The 20439-nt window shown below is 70.3% G+C and carries 19 protein-coding genes; 10 read left to right on the forward strand and 9 right to left on the reverse strand.

The window, feature by feature from the left end; translation table 11 throughout:
- The first annotated feature begins 753 nt into the window (after window positions 1-753).
- Both AB0C30_RS37095 and AB0C30_RS37100 read left to right on the forward strand, forming a co-directional pair.
- Window positions 754-1248 (forward strand): ATP-binding protein, encoded by a 495-nt coding sequence (locus tag AB0C30_RS37095; protein ID WP_357952835.1) that lies wholly within the window; start codon window positions 754-756, stop codon window positions 1246-1248.
- A 196-nt stretch (window positions 1249-1444) separates the two neighbouring features.
- The gene (locus tag AB0C30_RS37100; protein ID WP_357952836.1) at window positions 1445-2203 is read left to right on the forward strand and encodes a maleylpyruvate isomerase family mycothiol-dependent enzyme; all 759 of its coding nucleotides are present in this window, start codon (window positions 1445-1447) and stop codon (window positions 2201-2203) included.
- Window positions 2204-2301: 98 nt separating this feature from the next.
- Here the strand turns inward: AB0C30_RS37100 and AB0C30_RS37105 are convergent, their stop codons facing one another.
- Window positions 2302-4143, reverse strand: a complete 1842-nt coding sequence (locus AB0C30_RS37105) for an LCP family protein (RefSeq protein ID WP_357952837.1) — start codon at window positions 4141-4143, stop codon at window positions 2302-2304.
- Between the two features lie 135 nt (window positions 4144-4278).
- Window positions 4279-5256 carry a neutral zinc metallopeptidase gene (locus AB0C30_RS37110; RefSeq protein ID WP_357952838.1) on the reverse strand — a complete coding sequence of 326 codons (978 nt, stop codon included), beginning with the start codon at window positions 5254-5256 and terminating at the stop codon, window positions 4279-4281.
- A 624-nt stretch (window positions 5257-5880) separates the two neighbouring features.
- Between AB0C30_RS37110 and AB0C30_RS37115 the strand changes: the two genes are divergently transcribed.
- Window positions 5881-6750, forward strand: a complete 870-nt coding sequence (locus AB0C30_RS37115) for a LysR family transcriptional regulator (RefSeq protein ID WP_357952839.1) — start codon at window positions 5881-5883, stop codon at window positions 6748-6750.
- A 126-nt stretch (window positions 6751-6876) separates the two neighbouring features.
- Here AB0C30_RS37115 and AB0C30_RS37120 read toward each other — a convergent pair whose 3' ends face one another.
- Complete coding sequence (locus tag AB0C30_RS37120; RefSeq protein ID WP_357952841.1) at window positions 6877-8223, reverse strand: ATP-binding protein; 1347 nt, start codon at window positions 8221-8223, stop codon at window positions 6877-6879.
- Window positions 8216-8890, reverse strand: coding sequence for a response regulator transcription factor (locus AB0C30_RS37125; RefSeq protein ID WP_357952842.1), 675 nt, complete (start codon window positions 8888-8890; stop codon window positions 8216-8218). The genes AB0C30_RS37120 and AB0C30_RS37125 overlap by 8 nt, the downstream gene beginning before the upstream one ends.
- Window positions 8891-9035: 145 nt before the next feature.
- On the opposite strand from AB0C30_RS37125, the gene AB0C30_RS37130 reads away from it, so the two are divergent.
- From AB0C30_RS37130 to AB0C30_RS37140, 3 genes are read left to right on the forward strand one after another with little or no spacing between them, the layout of a single operon-like run.
- On the forward strand, window positions 9036-10193 hold the full coding sequence (locus AB0C30_RS37130) for a sigma-E factor regulatory protein RseB domain-containing protein (RefSeq protein ID WP_357952843.1): 1158 nt from the start codon (window positions 9036-9038) through the stop codon (window positions 10191-10193).
- Complete coding sequence (locus tag AB0C30_RS37135; protein ID WP_357952844.1) at window positions 10190-11173, forward strand: ABC transporter ATP-binding protein; 984 nt, start codon at window positions 10190-10192, stop codon at window positions 11171-11173. Before AB0C30_RS37130 ends, AB0C30_RS37135 begins: the two co-directional genes overlap by 4 nt.
- On the forward strand, window positions 11160-12104 hold the full coding sequence (locus AB0C30_RS37140) for an ABC transporter permease (protein WP_357952845.1): 945 nt from the start codon (window positions 11160-11162) through the stop codon (window positions 12102-12104). The genes AB0C30_RS37135 and AB0C30_RS37140 overlap by 14 nt, the downstream gene beginning before the upstream one ends.
- Before the next feature lie 111 nt (window positions 12105-12215).
- On the opposite strand, the gene AB0C30_RS37145 is transcribed toward AB0C30_RS37140, so the two are convergent.
- Window positions 12216-12965 carry a YcnI family protein gene (locus AB0C30_RS37145; protein WP_357952846.1) on the reverse strand — a complete coding sequence of 250 codons (750 nt, stop codon included), beginning with the start codon at window positions 12963-12965 and terminating at the stop codon, window positions 12216-12218.
- 47 nt (window positions 12966-13012) lie between these two features.
- Entirely contained in the window at window positions 13013-13546 is a 534-nt protein-coding gene (locus AB0C30_RS37150; RefSeq protein WP_357952847.1) for an MFS transporter, read from the reverse strand.
- Between the two features lie 120 nt (window positions 13547-13666).
- Between AB0C30_RS37150 and AB0C30_RS37155 the strand changes: the two genes are divergently transcribed.
- Window positions 13667-14149, forward strand: coding sequence for a hypothetical protein (locus tag AB0C30_RS37155; protein WP_357952848.1), 483 nt, complete (start codon window positions 13667-13669; stop codon window positions 14147-14149).
- A gap of 84 nt (window positions 14150-14233) precedes the next feature.
- Here AB0C30_RS37155 and AB0C30_RS37160 read toward each other — a convergent pair whose 3' ends face one another.
- The 3 genes from AB0C30_RS37160 to AB0C30_RS37170 are packed head-to-tail and all read right to left on the reverse strand — an operon-like array spanning window position 14234 to window position 16720.
- Window positions 14234-14995, reverse strand: coding sequence for an ATP-binding cassette domain-containing protein (locus tag AB0C30_RS37160; RefSeq protein WP_357952849.1), 762 nt, complete (start codon window positions 14993-14995; stop codon window positions 14234-14236).
- A 2-nt stretch (window positions 14996-14997) separates the two neighbouring features.
- On the reverse strand, window positions 14998-15786 hold the full coding sequence (locus tag AB0C30_RS37165) for an ABC-2 family transporter protein (protein ID WP_357952850.1): 789 nt from the start codon (window positions 15784-15786) through the stop codon (window positions 14998-15000).
- Complete coding sequence (locus AB0C30_RS37170) at window positions 15779-16720, reverse strand: ABC-2 family transporter protein (RefSeq protein WP_357952851.1); 942 nt, start codon at window positions 16718-16720, stop codon at window positions 15779-15781. Before AB0C30_RS37170 ends, AB0C30_RS37165 begins: the two co-directional genes overlap by 8 nt.
- An 85-nt stretch (window positions 16721-16805) precedes the next feature.
- Here AB0C30_RS37170 and AB0C30_RS37175 point away from each other — a divergent pair, with 85 nt between their 5' ends.
- The 3 genes from AB0C30_RS37175 to AB0C30_RS37185 all read left to right on the forward strand — a co-directional run bounded on the left by AB0C30_RS37175 (window position 16806) and on the right by AB0C30_RS37185 (window position 20332).
- Window positions 16806-17780, forward strand: a complete 975-nt coding sequence (locus AB0C30_RS37175; RefSeq protein WP_357952852.1) for an alpha/beta hydrolase — start codon at window positions 16806-16808, stop codon at window positions 17778-17780.
- A 165-nt stretch (window positions 17781-17945) separates the two neighbouring features.
- The gene (locus tag AB0C30_RS37180; RefSeq protein WP_357952853.1) at window positions 17946-18779 is read left to right on the forward strand and encodes a siderophore-interacting protein; all 834 of its coding nucleotides are present in this window, start codon (window positions 17946-17948) and stop codon (window positions 18777-18779) included.
- A 194-nt stretch (window positions 18780-18973) separates the two neighbouring features.
- On the forward strand, window positions 18974-20332 hold the full coding sequence (locus tag AB0C30_RS37185; protein ID WP_357952854.1) for a serine/threonine-protein kinase: 1359 nt from the start codon (window positions 18974-18976) through the stop codon (window positions 20330-20332).
- Window positions 20333-20439: the final 107 nt, after the last annotated feature.

The following is a 20439-nucleotide window of genomic DNA, read 5'->3' on the forward strand; positions in this document are numbered from 1 at the left end:
TTCATCCCTTCTTCTGGATCGAAAACCCTTAGGCGGGGACGGAGACGCTGAGACGGTCTCCGACCGGCACGGGACTCGTACCCGGAGCGATGATTAGGGACAGTCCCTGGCAGTGCGTTCCTTGGTAAACGGTGACAGCGACATTCGTGCGATTTGTGGCATTGTTGAAGGCTGATGTGGTGCTGTAACAACCGGCCGTGGGATTGTTATACACGATTCTTTGCCCGGCGGGGCTGGTGGAAAGAGTCAGTGTTCCCGTGGCGGCGTTCGCGGGTGCCGCGATGAGCGCCATACCTGCGGCCAGTGTCGTCATCGCGAGTAATCGTGCTGTCGTTCTCAATGCGACTCTCCTTTTGTCGCGAATCTCCAAGGGATTTCGAGGCTGCGGACTTCATGCTCGCCGCTTCGGCTTTCGTATCGCTGGCGTGGCGCTGACATGTCCTTGTGGAAGGAGTCAGCGCGGCGAAAGGAGTCAGCGTGCGGGGCCATGAACCGATCGGACGGGGCCCGGCTGCGGCTGGGAGGTCTGGGCTTACCGGGCAGGGCGTTACGGAGAGTCGCCGAGCGGAGAGGTCGCCGGGGCACGGTACGCGGCGGGCCATGGTGTGCGGCGGGCTGCGGTGTGCGGCGGGTCACCATGTGCGGCGGGTCGCGGTGCGTGGCGGGTCCGGCGAAAAACGATTTTTCAAGATCCGCCTTTTTTGACCTCTCTTCCGTACACGTTTCGACAGTTGAACGCGGAAGGAGAAGCCAATGACCCCACTGCGATCCGTCCCGCGAACACACGCCGAGCATGCCTGGCCCCTGCGCGAAGATGTGCAGGCCGTCCGGTATGCCCGAACGGTCGTCCGTGACGCGCTGACCGGACTGGAACTGAGTCCCGATCTCGTCGATGACGCCGTGCTAATGGCCAGCGAATTGGTGACAAATGCCTTCCTGTATGGAGAGGCACCCTATGAGCTGGTGCTTCACGCCGATCCCGAGGAGATCGTGTGCATGGTGGTGGACTGCGGTCCGCCGCTGCCGGTGGCCCGTCTGGTCGACGCCGACGCCGAGCGCGGGCGGGGGCTGTGCATCGTCGCCGCGCTCTCCGAAGGCTTCTGGGGATGCCATCCCCAGAAGTACGTCACCAGTCCGGGGCGTATCGGGAAGGCGACATGGTTCGCGTTGCCGTACCGGCGTCCGAGGATGCCGGCCGTACGGCGGGGCGGGCTGTTCGCCGGGAGAGGGCCCGGAAGCGCCGCCTAGCACCTGACGCCGGAGCGGGAGAGGAACGGGCGCTGTGGGGGCGCCTGTTCGATCCGCGAGCTGTTCACAGCGACACACCGCTGGCCTGAGGCGATACGTCGCCGACCAGGCAAGGCACGCTGCTGGCTTATCTGGCGACACGCCGCCGGTTTTAATGCGATGCCGTGTGCCGGCGATGCGTGGTTGGGTGGGTGCCATGGATGCCCCTCGCTTGCTGGCCTGTCTGGCCGATGAATACGGCCTGCTCAGAGCCGCGGCCTCCGCCGCGCCGGACGCGGCGCCCGTGCCGAGCTGTCCGGGGTGGACCGCCGCCGATCTGGTCGCGCACATCACTGAGGTCTACCTGCACAAGGCCGAGACGATGCTGCGCGGGGAGTGGCCGACGCCGTGGCCGCCCGACCTGTCCGGTGAGGAGCCGTTCGCGGTGCTCGACCGGGCCTATGCCGAGCTGATGGCGGAGTTCGCCGCGAGGGCCCCGGACGACTACGCGCTCACCTGGTACGAGCCCGACCAGAGCGTCGGCTTCTGGATCAGGCGCATGGCCCAGGAGACGGTGATCCACCGCGTCGACGCCGAGCTCGCGGCCGGCCTGCCCGTGACGCCCGCGGCCGACGACCTGGCCCTCGACGGGGTGGACGAGGGGCTCAAGGTGATGCTTGCGCACGAGTTCGCCCATTACCCCGAGAGCTTCGCCGAGGCCCTGCGCCCCGACCTCAAGGGGGCGATCGCGGTCGTCGGCGGAGAGCGCGCCTGGCTCGTACGGGCCACGCCCACCGAGATCACCGTCACCGACGAGACCGCCGACAGGGCGGTCGAGCAGGCGCGGACCGTCGTGTCGGGGGCGCCCGACGAGTTGCTGCGCTGGGTGTGGGGCAGGGGTGGCGAGGTGTCGGTCACCGGCGACCCCGAGCAGGTCACCTACCTGCGCCGACTCCTCTCCCTCGCGACCCAGTAACCTCAGTGACCTGAGTGACCCGGTGACCCAGCAGCGCTCTCCGACCGCACCGGGTGGGTGCGGCCGAAGAGCAACGCGGCTTGGCAGGGCGGCGGGGCTTACAGCCCGCAGAGCTCAGACAGGCTCTGGGCGGTCTTCTGGCTGTTCTGGGTGGGCGTCTGGGTCGGCTTGGCGGCTGCGTACGAACGAGTCGGCTTGGTCGTGGGCGTCCCGGGCGAGGACGTGACGTCAGCCGCCTGCGCGCTCCGAGCCGGCCGGACCGAGTCCTTGATCGCCTTCTCTGCGGCCCGCCGGATCTTCAGCCAGTCGGGACGCCCCGACAGGAACTCCGGCGGCACGAACTGCAAGCTGGTGATCCTGGCGCTCTTCACCTTGACGGCCAGCGCCACTAGCGGCTCGACCAGCTCCTGCGGGATGTTCGTCTGCGCGAGCCGCTTCGTCGCATCGGCGATCTTGCCGAAGTTCAACAGGATCTTGTCCGGCGTCGCCTGCTGCGCGAACGCGCCGATGACGCAGCGCTGGCGGGCCATGCGCGAGAAGTCGTCGCTGTCCACCCGAGACCGGCCGTACCAGAGGGCCTGCTCGCCGGTCAGCTTCTTGTAGCCCGCCTTGATCGTGCCCGCGGTGCCGAAGTGGCCGCCCCACTTGATGTCACGCTCGACGCGGATCTTGAGGCCGCCGATGGCGTCGACCAGGTCCGCGAAGCCGTACATGTTCATCATGGCGTAGTAGTCGATCTTCAAGTTGAGCGTGTAGCCGATGGCGTCCATCAGCGCGCGCGGGCCCTTGTTCTTGCCGCCCATGATCTGCGGGTTGTCGGTGGCGTACTGCCAGACCTCGTTGAGCAGGCCGCCGTTGGGCAGTTCCGCCATGAAGCCGTTGGGGAACTGCTTGCGCAGCGGCGAGGACGTCGGGAAGTGCACGTGCTGCAGGTTGCGCGGCAGGCTGAACAGGACCGTCTTGCCCGTCGCGACGTCCACGCTGGCGATCGTCATGCTGTCTGTGCGCACGCCGGTACGGTCGCCGGCCGCGTCGCCGCCGATCAGCAGGAAGTTCACCCGGTCCTTGCCGTTCCAGGGATCGTTCTCCTTGATCGGCGCGACACTCGGGTCCGTGCTCAGGGCGATGGGGACGAAGATCTTCTGGGAGGCGTTGCGGAAGGTCAGGACGAGGTTCGCGGTGAAAGCGAAGGGGGCCATGACCGAGACGCAGAGCACGCCGACCACGATGCCGGAGACGATCTGGCCCTGCTGGTTCAGCCGGTTGGGGCCGAGTGCCACGTACGACAGCACGATGATGGCGAACCAGGCCAGTGCGAGGACAGCGGCGATGACGATGACCGTCATCTGCATGTCGGCGCCGACCAATTGGGCGATGTTGCCATCGTTGCGCGTCAGCCCGAACGCCAGCCCGGCGAGCAGCAGCACCACGTACGCGCCGAGCATGATCAGGCCGGTACGACGGCGCCCGGCGCGCAGGTGAGCGGTGCCGGGGACGATGGCGGACAGCAGGGTCCAGCCGAGCAGACCGCCCGTGGAGAGCGGCTTGGCGAACTGCGGTGCCCCCGAGCCCGCCCGCGGCCGGGGCTTGGGCCGCCCAGCGCCGGGGGACGCGGGACCACGAGCGCCCTTTCCGCCCCGGCCCTTCCCACCCGGACCGGTGCCGCCCGGCCCGGTCCCACCGGGACCCGCCGGATGCGTGCCGGCCGGACGCGTGCCGTGGCCGCCCGCGGCTGGGGGGCCGTCCGCGGGGGCGTCGCTCTGCGGTGTGTCGTCCGCGGGGGTGCGGTTCTGCGGGGTGTCGTCCGCGTCCGGCGGTTCGCCCGAACGGCCGGGGTCCGAACCCTCTCCTGGTCCGGTTTCGGACCCTGTGCCCGAGCGGCGGGGAGCGCGCCGTTTCCTGCCCTCGGGCGCGGTGTCCACCCCATCGCGCTTGCTCACACCGGCTCCTTCACACGCCTACCTGGCGAAACCCATGGTTTTTGCACCCCGTAGGGCACAAGATTGCCAGGAGTCTAGCTCCCATATAGGGACATCCAAGACATGTACCCAACCTGAGATGAACAGGCCATGACATCAGGAGGTCGTCGACGAAGCCGCCATCCAGGTGTTGCACTGGAACGCCTGGTTCCTCTCCCAGCCCTGACGGAACCACCGGCTGTTGTTCACTCTGTTGCCGTGGTCGCGGGGATATCCGGGATAGTCACCCACCTGCCCGTAGAAGGCGAAGAGGCGGGCGCGGTTCGCGGTGCTGACCGGGTAGGACGCGGCCACCGACCGCATCCACATACCGCCGAAGCAGGTCGCCTGGAGCTCCAGCTTCCTGCTCAGTGCCAGCTTGCCGCTCCGGCTGCTGGAGTCGACCGTCTGCTTCCACCAGGAGTCCATCACGCCCGAGATGTTCTGGACGTGGTGCCCGTACTCGTGGGCCAGCATGCTGATGATCCCGCCGTGCCAGGAGATGATCTCCCCGTAGCCGCGGGCGTTCCCGTTGCCCCTGGCCATGGCCGAGGTGGAGGCGTAGATGGTGTTGTTGCGCGGGCAGTAGTACGGCACCATGCTCCCCGGCGACGGGTAGTCGCCGCAGGCTCCCCTGCCACGCGTGGCCACGATCGAGTACCTCGGCGGCGTGAACCGGATGCCCTGCCGCTGCATGATCGGCCCCCAGGCCCGGTCCATGCACCTGCCGGTCTTCAGGATCAGCGCCTTGAGCTGGCTGTGGCTGAAGATGCTCGCGCCGCCCGCCGGGCAGGCCACCCTGGGCAGGGTGCCGACCCGGTACAGGGTGTTGTTCCTCGTGCTCGTGTTCAGCATGGGCCGGGTCGGCGTCTCGGGCTCGGTGGACCGCGTCGCCGTCGGCTCGCTCGACCGGGTCTGGCTCCGCGACTCCGACGGGGACGGCGTCCCGGTGTTGTAGGTGTAGGAGGGGATGGCGACCGGCGTGGTCGTGTCGGGCCTGGACGAGCCCTTGAGCATCGCCGCGGCGATCACGAGCAGCACGAACAGCGCCGCCATCGATCCGAAGACCGCCCCGAGGATGCCGATCACCCCCATGCCCGACTTCTTCCGCGGCGGCGGCCCCCACGGCCCCGGCGGCATGGGCGGGCGCGGGGGAGGAGGCGGCTGCTGCGGATGCCAGGAGCCGCCCTGTGGCGGCCCATACGGCCCGCCTGGCGGGTGCGGCCGGCCTTGCCCGCTTGGCGGGTACGGCTGCCCCTGAGGCGGGTACGGCTGCCCCTGAGGCGGCGCCCCGTACGGCTGGCCCTGCGGGGGATGCACCGGCCCCTGCGGATAGACGGGCCCCGGCGGAGGCGGCGGATAGACCGGTCCAGGCGGGGGAGGCGGCTGCTGCCCCGGATGACCGTAACTCTGGGACTGCGGCTCGCGGTGACCCGGCGGCGGCCACGGACGCGACGGTGGCCGCAGGGGCTGACCTGGCCCCTGAGGCGGGGGTGGATGCTGCCCGTTGCCTGTCACCGTGTATCCCCCTTGACTCGGTTGTCCGTAAAGGGTGACTTGGTACGTCACTGGTTGGACATTTGCCGAATTTGGGGCAGAAGCATACCGATTTATCACCCGTCACAGAAGTCGCGGTGTCTGGCTACGGTCCGAAATCATTCGAGGTGATCTCTGCTATGTCCCGGACCGCGCGGCAGCTGGTGTCCTAGCTTCTTTGACATGAACCTCCAGCAGCTCCGCTACGTGGTCGCGACTGCGGAGCACCGCACCATGACCGACGCGGCCAGATCGCTCTATATCGCGCAACCTGCGCTTTCGCGCGCGATCCGCGATCTGGAACGGGAACTCGGCATGACGCTCTTCGCCAGGTCCGGACGCGGTGTCGTCGTCACCGCACAAGGCCGGCGGGTGGTCAAACTGGCAAGGGAGGCTCTTGATGCCGTACACGAGATCGAGAGCCTGTCCAATCACGGCAGCACAGGGGAGGCGGAGCTCCGCATCGCCGCCACGCCCAGCCTCGAACCCGGCCTGGCCGGACGGCTGCTGCCCGCCTACACCGCCGAGCACCCAGGTGTCCGCGTGCACATCGTCCGTTGTGACGGCCGGGACGCCGTCGTCAACGCCATCAGGGATCAGCGGGCCGACCTCGGCCTGACCGATCTGCCCGTACCCACCGATCTGATCACCCATCCGCTCGAACGCCAGGAGATCGTGCTGATCTCCCCGCCCGGCCTCGAACTGCCCAATCCCGTGCCCATGGGCAAGCTCGACGGGATGCGCCTGGCCCTGCCCGCACGGGGCAGCGTCCGGCGCAGGGAACTCGACGCGATGTTCGGCAAGTACGCCGTCAGCCCGGTCGTCGTGCTCGAAACCGACGAGCGCAACGGCTGGCTCAACGCCGTACGCACCGGCCAGGCGTCACTGCTGTGGTACCGCGGCATGGCCGAACAGGCCGGTCGGGCGGGCCTCGTGGTGCGCTCGCTGGAACCCGCGGTCCGCCGCGTCATCGCCGTCGTGCACGCCCGTCGCCGCCTGCCGCTGATCGCCCAGGACTTCCTGGCCGCCGCCGAAAAGGGCAGCGCCGCCTGACCCGTCCTGAGCACATCGCCTTCGGCCGCCGCCGCGCCCGGCCGGAAGCGAGGACTCACCCCCGCACGAACCCCCCGCAGAAACCCCGTACGAACCCCGCACGCACCCCGTGCGCGAACCCCCTCCTCATCTCGCCACAGGCAACCGCACGACCGCACGCAGCCCCGGTGCGGCGTCCTCCAGATGCACCCCGCCCCCGTGCGCCCGCACGGTCTCCCGGACGATGGCCAGGCCCAGCCCAGCGCCGCCCTCGTCGCGGCTGCGGCCCGAGTCCAGCCGGGTGAACCGGTTGAACACCCGCTCGCGATCCTGCTCGGGGATGCCGGGCCCGTCGTCGGTCACCGTCAGCACCCCGTCGGCCGTCAGCGCCACCTCCACCTTCGACGAGGTGTGCCGTACGGCGTTGTCCACCAGGTTCGTCAGCACCCGGCTCAGGTCCAGCGCGTCGCCGCGGACCACGACGGGATCGCACACGGTCAGCCGGGCTTCGCCGTACCTGTCGACGGTCTGGCGCACCACCTCGTCGAGATCGACCGGCTCGCGCCTGGCCGGCACGCCCCCGCGCTCGTCCAGGCGGGCCAGCGCCAGCAGGTCCTCGGCGAGCCTGGACAGCCGCATCGCGTCCTCCATCACGCCCTCGGCCGTCTCCGGCCAGTCCTGGCCCTCCGGATGGCCGAGCGCCACCTCCAGCTGCAGCCGGATGCTGGCCAGCGGGCTGCGCAGTTCGTGCGCGGCGTCGGAGACCAGCGCCCGCTGACGCTGCTCGGCCTCCTCCAGCCGGGCCAGCATGTCGTTGAGCGTGGTGGCCAGCGAGTGCACCTCGTCGCGTGACTCGGGCACCGGCAGCCGGCGCGACCTGGCGGTGTGCGTGATCTCGGCGGCGCCCCTGCGCAGCGCGGCGATCGGCCGCAGCGTCCGGCCGATGACCACCCAGCTCGCCACGGCCAGCGCCACGATGAGCATCGGCGTGCCGACCAGCAGCACCCGGCCGGCCGTACCGAGGCTGGTCTGGATCTCGCCGATGGGCCGGGCCGCGACCACGGTCCTGCCATGGTCGGCGCTGATGACCACCACGCGCAGCGGCCCCGAGATCGCGAACGGCCGGCCGTCCAGGAACGTCGCCTGGCCGTCGCGCAGCACCTCGGCCCGCTCCCGCGCGTCCAGCAGCGGGACCAGCCGGTCGGCGCCGTACGTGACGTCCGTGATGCGGCCCGCCGCGTCGATCACCTGCACGATCGTGCCGTCGTGGGTGGCGATCGGACTGGTCAGCGTGCCCGCGTCGGCCTGCACCCGCACGGTCTGGGCCTGCTGCCTGGTCGAGTCGTCCACGGTACCGATGAGGGCCCGGTCCAGGACGGTCAGCAGCACCGACGCCGAGATGGCCAGCGCGAGCGCGAGGACGGCGGCGGCCACGACCGTCAGCCGGAAGCGCAGCCCCTGGCGGCGCCACCAGAGCAGCGGCGAGTCAGCCACCGTCGCCCGCCAGCCGGTAGCCCGCGCCGCGCACGGTCTGCAGGGCGTTCCTGCCGAACGGGGCGTCGATCTTGCGCCGTAGGTAGCCCACGTAGACCTCCACCACGTTCGGGTCGGTGTCGAAGGTGTCCCACACGTGCTCCAGGATCTCCGACTTCGACACCACCTCGTCGCGCCGGCGCAGCAGATATTCCAGCAGCGCGAACTCCCTGGGCGTCAGCTCGATCACCTGCTCACCCCGCTCCACCCTGCGCCGCGCGGGGTCCAGCGTCAGGTCGCCCGCCGTCAGCACGGCGGGCCGCCGCCCGGAGTCGCGCCGCAGCAGCGCGCGCAGCCTGGCCACCAGCACCACGTACGAGAAGGGCTTGGTCAGGTAGTCGTCGGCGCCCAGATCGAGGCCGTCGGCCATGTCGTATTCGCCGTCCTTGGCGGAGAGCATCAGGATCGGCACCCAGTTCTCCTCGGCGCGCAACTGCTTGCACACGTTGTAGCCCGACAGCCTGGGCAGCATGATGTCGAGCACCACGATGTCGTAGTCGCCGTGCCTGGCCGCGTGCAGTCCCTGCTCGCCGTCGTGGGCGAGGTCCACGGCGAACCCCTCGGCCTGGAGCCCCCGCTGCAGCGCGGCCGCCATCCGCCGCTCATCCTCGACGACAAGTACTCTCATGTGGCGATTCTCCCGTTCCTCCCCTGTGACCACGCTGAGAAGGCTGAGAGCCGTCTCAGCTGGTCTCAGGCTCGCCTAAGCATGCATGACGCAGGCTCTGGTCATCGACATACCGTTAAGGAGTGAGATGCGCAGAGGAACGTTCGTGAGATGGGGAGTTCCGATCGCGGCCGCGGCCGTGATCGCCGGAGCTATGGGGGCCGGTCCGGTCATCGCCGCGGTCAGCGGCGATCCGGTGCTGCCCGAGCGTACGGCGCAGCAGTTGCTCGCCGACGCCGCGGCGGCCACCAAGGACAAGGCCGGCCCGCCGCCCATGTCCGGCACCGTGCAGCAGACCGCTTCGCTCGGTCTGCCCGCACTGCCCGACATGGGTGGCACGTCGCCGCTGAGCCTGCTGTCCGGCTCGCACGAGGTGAAGGTCTGGTACGGCGCCGGCGACAAGCTGAGGGTCGCCATGCCGACGCAGTTCGACGAGTCCAACCTGATCGTCAATGGCGACCAGATCTGGTACTGGGACAGCGGCGACAACACGGCGACCAAGATCAAGGTGGCGAAGGGCGCCGAGAAGCCGCACGAGCTGCCCACGCCGGGGCCGGCCGACGTGACCCCGCAGCAGGTGGCGGCCAAGCTCCTGGCCAACGCCGACGAGCACACCGCGATCCGGGTGACCAACAACGCCCAGGTGGCCGGCCGTGCCGCCTACCAGCTCGTGCTCGCCCCCAAGGACGAGGGCTCGCTGGTGCAGGAGGTGCGGCTGGCGCTCGACGGTGAGACGTACATGCCGTTGCAGGTCCAGGTCTTCGCCAAGGGCTCGGCCGAGCCGGCCTTCCAGGTCGGCTTCACCCAGGTGACCTTCACGCCGCCGGCGGAGGAGAACTTCTCCTTCACCCCGCCCGCGGGCGCCAAGGTCAAGGAGGAGACGCTCGGTGCCGGCCGTGACGCCGAGCACGCCGAGCAGAAGACGGAGTCGGCCAAGGAGGCCGCCAAGGGCGCGAAGGTCGTCGGCGCCGGCTGGAGCAGGGTCGCGGTCCTGCCCGCCACGCTGGCGGACCTGACGGCCAAGCCGGCCGAGACCCCGTCCGACGGCAAGCCGGGCAGCCACTGGAAGGGCGGCTCGGAGGGCGCCGACCCGAGCGCGCTCGTCCAGAACGTGCTCAAGACGGCCACCCCCGTCAGCGGCACGTGGGGCTCGGGCAAGCTGATCAAGACCAAGCTCGTCACCGCGCTGCTGACCGACGACGGCCGGCTGCTGGTCGGCGCGGTCACGCCGGAGGAGATCACCAAGGCGGCGGGCACCAAGTGACCGTTGTCACGCATGAAGCGGGGGCGCCCTTCGGGGCGGCCCCGCCCTCCGGCGACTCGGCGATCGTCACCCAGGGCCTGACCAAGCGCTTCCGCGGCGGCCAGGTCGCGGTCGACGCACTGGACCTGACCGTGCCGCGCGGATCGGTCTTCGGCTTCCTCGGGCCCAACGGCTCGGGCAAGACCACCACGATCCGCATGCTGCTCGGCCTGGTGGCGCCCACGGCCGGCGAGTACTCCGTGCTCGGCCTGCCCCTGGCCGACGCACTGCCCCGGGTGGGGGCGCTGGTCGAGGGGCCGGCGTTCTATCCGTACCTGTCGGGCGAGGCGAACCTGTACCGCTTCGACGCCGCCGACCCCACCGCCGCCGGCCGCACCGCGAAGAAGCGGGTCGCCGAGGCCCTGGAGCGGGTCGGCCTGTCGGCGGCCGCGGGCAAGCGCTTCCGCAACTACTCACTCGGCATGCGCCAGCGCCTGGCCATCGCCGCCGCCCTGCTCGGACCCCGTGAGCTGCTCATACTCGACGAGCCCACCAACGGGCTCGACCCGCAGGGCACCCGCGAGGTACGCGCGCTGGTCAAGGAGATCGCCGCAGACGGCACCACGGTCTTCGTCTCCTCGCACCTGCTGACCGAGGTCGAGCAGATGTGCACGCACGCCGCGATCATGCGGGCCGGCAACCTGGTCGCCCAGGGCACGATCGCCTCGCTCAACGGCGGCCTCACCACCCGCGTCAGAGTCGAGACACCGGACGTCGCCGACGCGGCGCGGGTGCTCGGCACGCTCGGTCTGGCCGACGTGCGCACGCCTGACGGGGGCGTCGCGGCGGTGACGGCGGACCTGGGCGCGCACGCGCCCGAGGACATCAACGCGACGCTGGTACGGGAGGGCGTCGCCGTGCGCGGCCTGGCCGTCGTACGGCCGAGCCTGGAGGACGTGTTCGTGGGACTGACAGGGGAGGGATTCGATGTCGACGGCTGAGACGCAGGAGCGCCGGACGCCGGGGCTGGTGCCGGTGACCGAGACGATGCGCACCGCCGAGCGGCGGCCGTCCTCGGCGCCCGGTTCATCCGAGCCGGCCGCGCCGCCGGTGCGCCTGGCGTCGGCGTTCTGGCGGCTGCTCGGCTCCGAGCTCGGCCTGACGTTCCGGCGGCCCCGCAATCAGGTGATGCTGGCCGTCCTGGCGAGCGTGCCGGTGCTGATCGGCATCGCGCTGCGCATCGCCAGCGCCGACGAGGCGGTCGGCGGGCTCATCGGCGCTGTGGCGGGCAACAGCCTCATGCTGACGTTCGCCTCGTTCTCCTTCCTGGTGCTGCTGCTGATGCCGATCGCGGTGAGCGTGGTCGGCGGCGACTCGATCGCGGGCGAGGCGGGCGCGGGGACGCTGCGCTACCTGCTCGCCGCGCCCGCCGGCCGGACGAGGCTGCTGGTCGTGAAGTACCTCAACGCGGTGGTGTTCGGCTACGCGATCACCGTCGTGGTGGCGCTGTCGGCGCTCGTCACCGGGCTGATCCTGTTCCCGGTGGGGCCGGTGACGCTGCTGTCGGGCAGCACCATCTCGGTGGCCGAGGGCCTGCTGCGGATCCTCCTCACCGTCGGGTACGTGGGCGCGGGCATGGCGGCCCTGGCGGCCGTGGCGGTGGCCCTGTCGACGTTCACCGAGGTGTCCATCGGCGCCATCGCGGCGACGATGGTCCTGATCATCGTCACCCAGGTGCTCAGGGCGATCCCGCAGCTCGAGGCGATCACGCCCTACCTGCTGCCCAGCTGGTGGACCAAGTTCGACGCGGTGCTGCGCAGTCCCGTCGACTTCGCGGGTCTCGGTCAGGGGCTGCTGGTCTTCGGGGCGTACATCCTGCTGTTCGGCTCCATCGCGTGGGCCCGCTTCTCGGGCAAGGACATCACCTCCTGAGCGGTCCGGGCCGGTGAGATCCGACCCGGACCGTCTCGGCGGTCCGCCTTCAACAGAGAGCCGCCCGAGCCGCCCGTACGTCAGGACGGGCGGCGGCGCGGGGCCCGGCCATCAGGACGGGCGGCGGCGCAGGGCCAGGACGGCGACCATGATGCCGATGATGCCCACCACGAGCCCGGCACCGCCCAGCAGGCGCGCGGTGCCGTCCGAGGACGAGCCGGCCGCTACCTTGCTGACCGACGGGGCCATGCCGTCAGCGGAGGCCGGCGCCGAGGCCGCGGGGGCTGACGCGGCGGCCGACGGGGAGCCGCTGTGGTGCGAGTCGGACGCGGTCGCGGGGGTCAGCTTGAGCGTCGGAGCCGGGTGCTCCGCCTCGCTGCCGTCCGCCTTCGGGGCGTCCGCCCACTTGACCACCTCGCCGCCGGAGTATGTCTGCGTCGTCGGGAACGCGAGCTGATCGGTGTCCGTGGGCAACTGCCCCATGGACACCTCGAACTCCTGGAACTCGCCCTTGCCGATCTTCCCGCCCGACCAGACGACCTTGGTGACGGCCTCCTTCAGATCGCCGTACTCGGTCTTGACGGGCTTGGGCAGCTTGCCCTCGGTGACTTTGACGCTCCATCCCGGCACCGGCTTGACCGAGACGAACGCCAGCGGGTGGTCGGTGGGGAAGGAGACCTCGACCTTGACGGTCGAGGCGTCGTCGCGCTCGTTGGGCACCCGGAAGGCGACCTTGCTGAAGCCGCCCTGCTCGGCGGTGCCCGGGTTGATCGTGACGTGGGCCAGCGCGGGAAGGGCGAGGCCGGCGGTGATGGCGGTGGCGGCGGCCAGGACCGTGGCCGTACGTCGCACGAAGGACATGATGGATCTCCACTGGAATGAGCGGGGGTCGAAAAGGTGTCAGAGGATCAGGCGGGCAGCGGAGGACCACGCCTGGCGACACAGTGCAGGAGCAGCGGATCGACGGGGACGATCCGTACGATCACCATCGGGACGGCCGGCCGCACGGCGGGAACGGCGACCGGGCGCAGCAGTGCCAGACGGTGACCGAGGCGGTGCAGCAGCGCCCAGAGCGCGCTCTCGCCGCGCGCCAGCCACCATCCCGTGATCAGCGTGGCCGTCAGGTGCGCCAGCAGCATGCCGGCGGCCTGGCCGAGCCCGCGGCCGTGCGAGTGCGAGATGACGTAGGCGGTGCCGTCGGCGCCGAACAGCTCGTGCAGCCCGAACTGGGCGCACATCAGCGCGACGTTGATCGTCGCGGCCGAGCGCTCCCGGGCGCTCAGCGCCAGGGCCGGCAGCAGCACGGCGCCGAGGCCGAGCGCGGCCGTGTGCGGCGGGGGAACCGAACCGCCGCCCATCGCGTGCGCGAGCGCGGCGAGTCCCACGCAGACGGCGGCGAAGGCGGCCGTCCGCGCGAGCCTGAGGGGAAGTTCCGCGCGCATGGGTGTGTCACATGCTCTCACGGGGGCAGAGATCGGGGAGACCGCTACTCCCAAGCCGCGCAATGCTGGTCGATTTGCGGCAATTGTCGCTAGGGTCGTGCCGAACACGTTGACATTGAGGTGAGAACGTTGCGGCACTTTGCAGGATTGCTCATCGGCGTCGTGGTGACCGCAGCGGTGCTGGGAGGCGGCGGCTGGGCCGTCCAGCAGGCATTATCCAGTGCGTCGGCCAACCCCGTCGGCGGCCAGAAGATGTGGATCGCCCTCGGCGCGATGGCGGCGGTCGGGCTGGTCGTGGGACTCGTGGTGGCGGGCCGGGTCTCGCCGATGGCCACGTTCGTGCCCTCGATGGTGCTGCTGGCCTGGACCGTGGTCTACTCCCTCGATGTGAACCGGGCGATCTCCCTGATCCCCGCCGAGCCGTCGGTGAACCAGATCATCAGGGACATCGGCACCGGCGACAAGACGCTGCTGACCTCGGGCGTGTTCGCCCTGCTCGGGGTCGCCCTGTTCATCCCGGTGCTGATGCCGTCGCGCTGGTCGCGGCGGCACGAGGACGAGGATGAGGACTACGAGGAGAGCCCCCAGGGCGGCTATTACTGATCGTCGTCCTCGAGGCCGGCGTTCATGCGGGCCGGCGTCCGCATGAACGCCTCGCTCTCACGGGTGCTCGTGGGAGTCGGGTGCTCAGCGGCTGCCCGTGTAGAGGTGGGTGACCACGTCCTCGATCGTGGACTTCTCGGGCGCCGTGGCCATCAGCTCGTCGAGCGTGCCGTCGAACGCCAGCCGTCCGTGGTCGATCAGCATGACCCGGCGGCAGAGCCGTTCGATGTCGCCCAGGTCGTGCGTGGTCAGCAGGACGGTCGTGCCCTGCTCGGCGTTGAGCCGGCGCAGGAACGCCCGGATGCTCGACTTGCTGACCACGTCGAGCCCGATGGTCGGCTCGTCGAGCACCAGCACGTCCGGCGCGTGCAGCAGCGCGGCGGCCAGGTCGCCGCGCATGCGCTGGCCCAGGCTGAGCTGACGCACCGGCGTGCGGGTGAAGCTCCCCAGGTCGAGCGTCTCGGTCAGCTCGTCGAGCCGCGTCTTGAATACCTTGCGATCTACTTTGTAAAGGAGCCGGATCAGCTCAAAGCTGTCCCGCAGCGGAAGATCCCACCACAACGTCGTACGCTGCCCGAACACCACGCCGATGCGCCGCGCCAGCGTCGTGCGCTTGCGCGAGGGGTCGAGCCCGGCCACCCGCACCCGCCCCGACGTGGGTGTCAGGATGCCGCACAGCATCTTGATCGTGGTGGACTTGCCGGCGCCGTTGGGGCCGAGGTAGCCGACGAACTCTCCCGGCGCCACGGTGAACGACAGGTCGCGTACGGCGTGCACGATGTTCCCCTTGAGCTTGAGACTCCTTCGCACCTTGAACGAGCGCCCGGCCTGGTCGAGCTCGATCATCCCTAACTCCCCGTGGATCGGTAGTGCCGGATGCCCAGGCGCCAGGCGAACCCGGCGAGCAGGGCGAGGACCAGGGCCGCGACCGGCCCGAGGAAGCGCATGAAGCCCGGCGTGCCGAACGGGTCGTCCCGGTCCAGCACGTAGAGGGCGGGCTGCCAGTTGATGAAGGCCAGCGGCAGCACGTAGGTCACCCCGCGCACCAGGTCGCGGCCGTAGATGGCGAACGGGTACTGAGTGAGCTGGCCGCTGCCGTAGGTGAAGGCGTTGGTCACCTCGGGCGCGTCGGTCAGCACGAACTGCAGTGCCCCGGTCAGCGTCCAGAGCGCCCCGAAGATGACCATCCCCGTCGCGATCATGACGGGGACCATCCAGAGCCGCCCGGAGTCGAGGTCGAGGGCGCTGATCGCGTAGCCGAGCACGATCGCCGCCTGCAGGACGCGGCCGGCGCGGGTCGGCAGGAAACGGTCGGTCGCCAGCTGGATCCAGGCGCTCACGGGCCTGATCAGAATGGTGTCGAACGTGCCCGCCTTGATGTGCTGGCTGATCCGGTCGATGTTGCCGACTAACAGGTCGCACAGGCAGAAGGCCAGGTTCGCGGTGCCGTACAGGAAGAGCGTCTCCTCGCGGGAGAAGCCGGCCAGGGAGGTGGTGTTGGCGAAGATGATGAGGATCACCGCCACGTCGGTGCCCGCCACGAACAGGCCGAGCACGATCGTGAGGACGAACGAGGCCGGGTAGGCCATCGCGGCGCGGGTCCAGGTCCAGGCCAGCAGGAAATATGTGCTAACCACCCTGGATCACCACCTTGTGGCGGATCGCCCGCGTGCCGAGCGCACCGGCGGCGAGCAGCGCGGCAGCCCAGTAGCTCTGGAAGGCCAGGGTCTCCAGGACCGGCGCCTTGCCGAGGTAGAGGTCGGTGGGTGCCTGGACCATCGCGGCCCACGGCAGCGCCTTGGCCAGGTCGCCGAGCAGGCCGGGGAACAGGCTGAGCGGCAGCAGCATCCCGCTGAAGAGCGTGGTGAGCACCAGCGAGAACGCCCCCACGCCACGCTCGTCGATCAGCCAGCAGACCGACAGCGAGACCAGGTAGCGCCAGCCGAAGCTGGCGATCATCCCGGCCAGGAAGCCGGCGAGGAAGGCGAACCACTGCCCGGGTCCGGCCGGATAGGTGACGCCGAACAACGCGGCGCCCAGCAGCATCGGCGGGATGCCGCGCACCAGGAACAGGTAGCAGGCCCGGCCCAGGTCCTCCGACAGGGACCAGAGCAGGAGCGAGGCGGGTCGGACGAGGTCGAGCGCGATGTCGCCGCTGCGGATCCGCTCGGGGATGGCCAGGCCGGTGCCGAACAGCTGCATCGGGCCGATGAGGGCCTGGGTGATGAAGCAGAACGTGACGGCCTGGGTGACGTCGTAGCCGGCCAGGCCGGGTCTGGCCTGCCAGAGGGCGATGAGGATGTAGGCGCGAAGAATGCCGAAGACGCTGTTGGTGAAGGCGCCCGCGATCGCGGCCCAGACGTAGGTGGCGTGTTTGCGGAAGCCGTACCGGACCAGCCGGGCATAGAGCGGTATGGTTTTGCACCTCCGGATAGTGATGACACGGTGACCAACCGTGCCCGGACCCGCACGCGGGTAAGCCGATGGAAGCCTTGAATTATCTGCTTTCCGGTCGGCGATCCGCAACGCGATAAACGACGCGCGACCGCCATCCGGCCTGTTGTGACACATCGCGGAAATAGTCCCGTAAGCGAGGAGATACTTACTTGCGAGTAGAGCGATGTTCTGGGGGGAAGGAGATTCATCGGAGGGATATATGGACTTGGACAGGGACGTCACTCCCGACTATCCACTGAGCTGGCAGGCTCGCGCGGTCACCGGCCTGATGCGCGGGACCCTCAAGCCGGCCTCCCACCTCCTGATGCGCCACCCCGTGACGATCGACTGCGCCGCCCGGCTCGGCGAGCTGGGCCGGCTGGTGCCGTTACGGCCGCCCGGCCACGTGGACGTCGAGCCGGCCGCCTTCTCCGCGTGCGGCGGTGAGTGGGTACGCGCGGGCGCGGCGCCCGACGAGGGCAAGGTGCTGCTGTACTTCCACGGCGGCGGCTACTTCTCCTGCTCGCCCAGGACGCACCGGCCGATCACCTGGCGCCTGTCCGTCGCGGCCCGCCGCCCGGTGCTCGCCCTCGACTACCGACAGGGACCGGTCCACAAGCTGGCCGACTCCCTGAGCGACGCGCTGGACGCCTACGACTGCCTGCTGAAGCGGGGGTACGCGACCGAGGACGTCCTGTTCGGCGGCGACTCGGCGGGCGGGCACCTCACCCTCGTCACCCTGCTCGCCCTGCGCGACCGCGGCCTGCCACTCCCGGCCGCGGCCGTCTGCCTGTCGCCCTGGGCCGACCTGACGGACCTGCCCAAGCGCGCGAACCGCTGGCAGGACCCGATGCTGCCGGCCGGCCGCATCCGCTGGCTGGCCCGGCGCTGGACCTCCGGCCTGGACTCGCGTGATCCCCTCGTGTCGCCCGTGCTCGGCGACTTCACCGGTCTGCCGCCGCTCATGATCGTCACCGGTTCGACGGAGGTGCTCCGGGACGAGGCCCGGCGCGTGGCGGTCAAGGCCAGGCTGGCGGGGGTGCCGGTGACGTATGAGGAGTGGCGGCGAATGCCGCACGTGTTCCCGATCCTGGCCGACGTGCTGCCCGAGGGCAGGCTGGCCTTCCGGCACATGACGAGGTTCTTCGCCGCGGTCGCGGCGGTGCGGTCGTCCTCTCTGGAGGACGCGGCCTGACCCCTTGGGGTTCAGGGTGGTCGTCGTGATGCGATGCTGGATGGGTCGCGGCGCGTGAATGGTGTGCGGGAATCAGGTCTTTGTCGTTGCCCGTGGCCGCTCGCCCTGACCAGACCGGGAATCAGGGTGTAGGTTAGGCATACCTAATATTTGAGGAGTGTTCCGATGGCTGACAAGCCCAGAGATCACCACCGTGGCGTAGTGGTACGTACGGAGCGGATCACGCCGCACATGATCCGTGTCGTGGTCGGTGGTGAGGATCTACGGGACTTCGCCACCTCGGGTCTCACCGATCACTACGTCAAGCTGGTCTTCCCGCACGAGGGGGTCGACTATCCGGTCCCGTTCAACGTCCAGCATGTACGCGAGACCATGCCACGGGAGGTCTGGCCGCGGCTGCGCAGCTACACCGTGCGCGCCTGGGACCCCGACGCCGGGGAGATGACGCTCGACTTCGTCTACCACGGCGAGGAGGGCATCGCCGGGCCGTGGGCCGCGCGGGCCGTGCCCGGTGACGAGCTGTTCATGCTCGGCCCAGGCGGCGCCTACGCGCCGCGCCCGGAGGCGGGCTGGCACCTGCTCGTCGGCGACGAGAGCGCGCTCCCGGCTATCGCGGCCGCGCTGGAGGCGTTGCCCGACGGCGCCACCGCCTACGCCTTCCTCGAGGTCGGCGGGCCGGAGGAGGAGCAGAAGCTGCGGGTCTCGGGTGAGACGCGGCTCGTCTGGCTGCACCGCGGCGGCGCGCCCGTCGGTGAGGCGCTGGTGAAGGCGGTGCGCGAGCTGGAGTTCCCCGACGGTGACGTGCACGCGTTCGTCCACGGGGAGGCGGGGTTCGTCAAGGAGCTGCGCCGCCATCTCCGGGTCGAACGCAAGGTGCCAATGGAGCAGCTGTCGATCTCCGGCTACTGGCGGCTCGGCGCCGACGACGAGGGCTGGCGGGCCGCGAAGCGCGACTGGAACCGCCAGGTCGAGGCCGAGGAGGCCGCGGCCCTCGGCTAGGTGGTAAAACGCCACTTCAGGCCATCGAGTCACACCACTTACTTACCGTGGAGGCACGACCGCCTTACCTCCGATACCCCTTGTGAAAACCATGCGGAAACCCCGCTCGAATGGGACGACAGTGTGCTTTGGCCGTGTCCCAGACAGCGAGCGGAGAACCGATGGCGCGTGGTGCGAGCGACATGCCTCCAGGCGTGCGGCCGCTTACGGTGGGCGACCCGGTCATCATCGGCAGATACCTGCTCCTCGGCCGCCTCGGCATCGGCGGCATGGGGGTGGTCTATCTGGCCGAACACCCGCGGGGCGGTCTGGTGGCGCTGAAGACGCCGCACGCGGTACACCTCAACGATCCCACGTTGCGGGCCCGTTTCGCGGAGGAAGTCGCATTTTCGCGGCGAATCGTGCCCTTCTGCACCGCGGCCGTGATCGAGGACGGCACCGACCGGGACCGCCCGTACCTGGTCACAGAGTACATTCCAGGCCCCGCCCTGTCCCAGGTCGTGATGGCGCGCGGCCCGCTCACGCCCGACCTCGCCTACGGCGCCGGGCTCGGCGTGGCGGCGGCGCTGGTCGCCGTGCACGACGCGGGGCTGGTCCACCGCGACCTCAAGCCGGGCAACGTACTGCTGTCCGAGGACGGGCCGCGGGTGATCGACTTCGGCATCGCCCGAGACGTCGACACGCTGGCGGCGCACACGCAGGCGGGACAGGTCATGGGCAGTCCGGGCTGGGTGGCGCCCGAGCGGCTGACCGGCGGGCCCGCCGTGCCCGCGTCGGACGTGTTCGCGTGGGGCTGCCTGGTGGCGTTCGCCGCCACGGGGCACCACCCGTTCGGCGGCGGCGAGGCCGATGTGCTGACCCGCCGCATCCTGTTCGAGGCGCCGCGCGTCGAGGGTGTGCCCGCCCTGCTGCGGCCCGCGGTCGAGGCGGCGCTGGCCAAGGCGCCCGGCGACCGGCCCAAGGCCGCCGACCTGTTACGCGTCCTGCTCGCCGCCGGGGGCGTGGGCGATCCGTGGGACCTGCGGACCGCGGTGGCGGGCGTACTCGCGGAGATCTGGACGCCCGTGCCCTATCCGCCGGGAGCGGGCAGGCTACGGCTCGCGCCCGAGACCGGCGAAGGGGTACGGCTCACGCCTGAGACCGGCGAGGAGGCGACGACCACGCCGAAGCGCGGACGCAGGGCCAAGGCCGGGGCGCACCTGTCGCACGGCCACCTTCGCGGCGCTGGCCACGGTCTCCATCGCGGCCGTCACCGTGATCGCGGCGTCGGGCGGCGGCGGTGGTGGTCCGAGCATCGGCGGGGCCTCTCCGCCGCCGGAGAACCGGCCCGTCGTCCAGCCGTACGAAAGCGCCGACTCCACCAGGCGCCCCGCTATCACGCCTTTGACCAGCGTCCCGGCCACCGTCGCGGGCACGGCGATCACCTCGCCGCCGGTGTCCGCCACCCGGGCCCGTACGACCGCCCCGGTCATCGTGCTCGACCCCTCGCCCGAGCGGAAGACGGCCTGGCATCCGCCGACGACGTACGAACCGGGCGAACCGGGCGACGCTGACACGGGCGGCTGTGCCGGCCCCGCGGGAAAGAGACGCGGCGGCTCGGCCAGGCGCGACTGCCCGCCACCGTCGGCGTCCATCACCACGATCCCGCAGGACGGCCCCG

Source organism: Nonomuraea sp. NPDC048901, from assembly GCF_040649695.1.
GTDB lineage: Bacteria > Actinomycetota > Actinomycetes > Streptosporangiales > Streptosporangiaceae > Nonomuraea.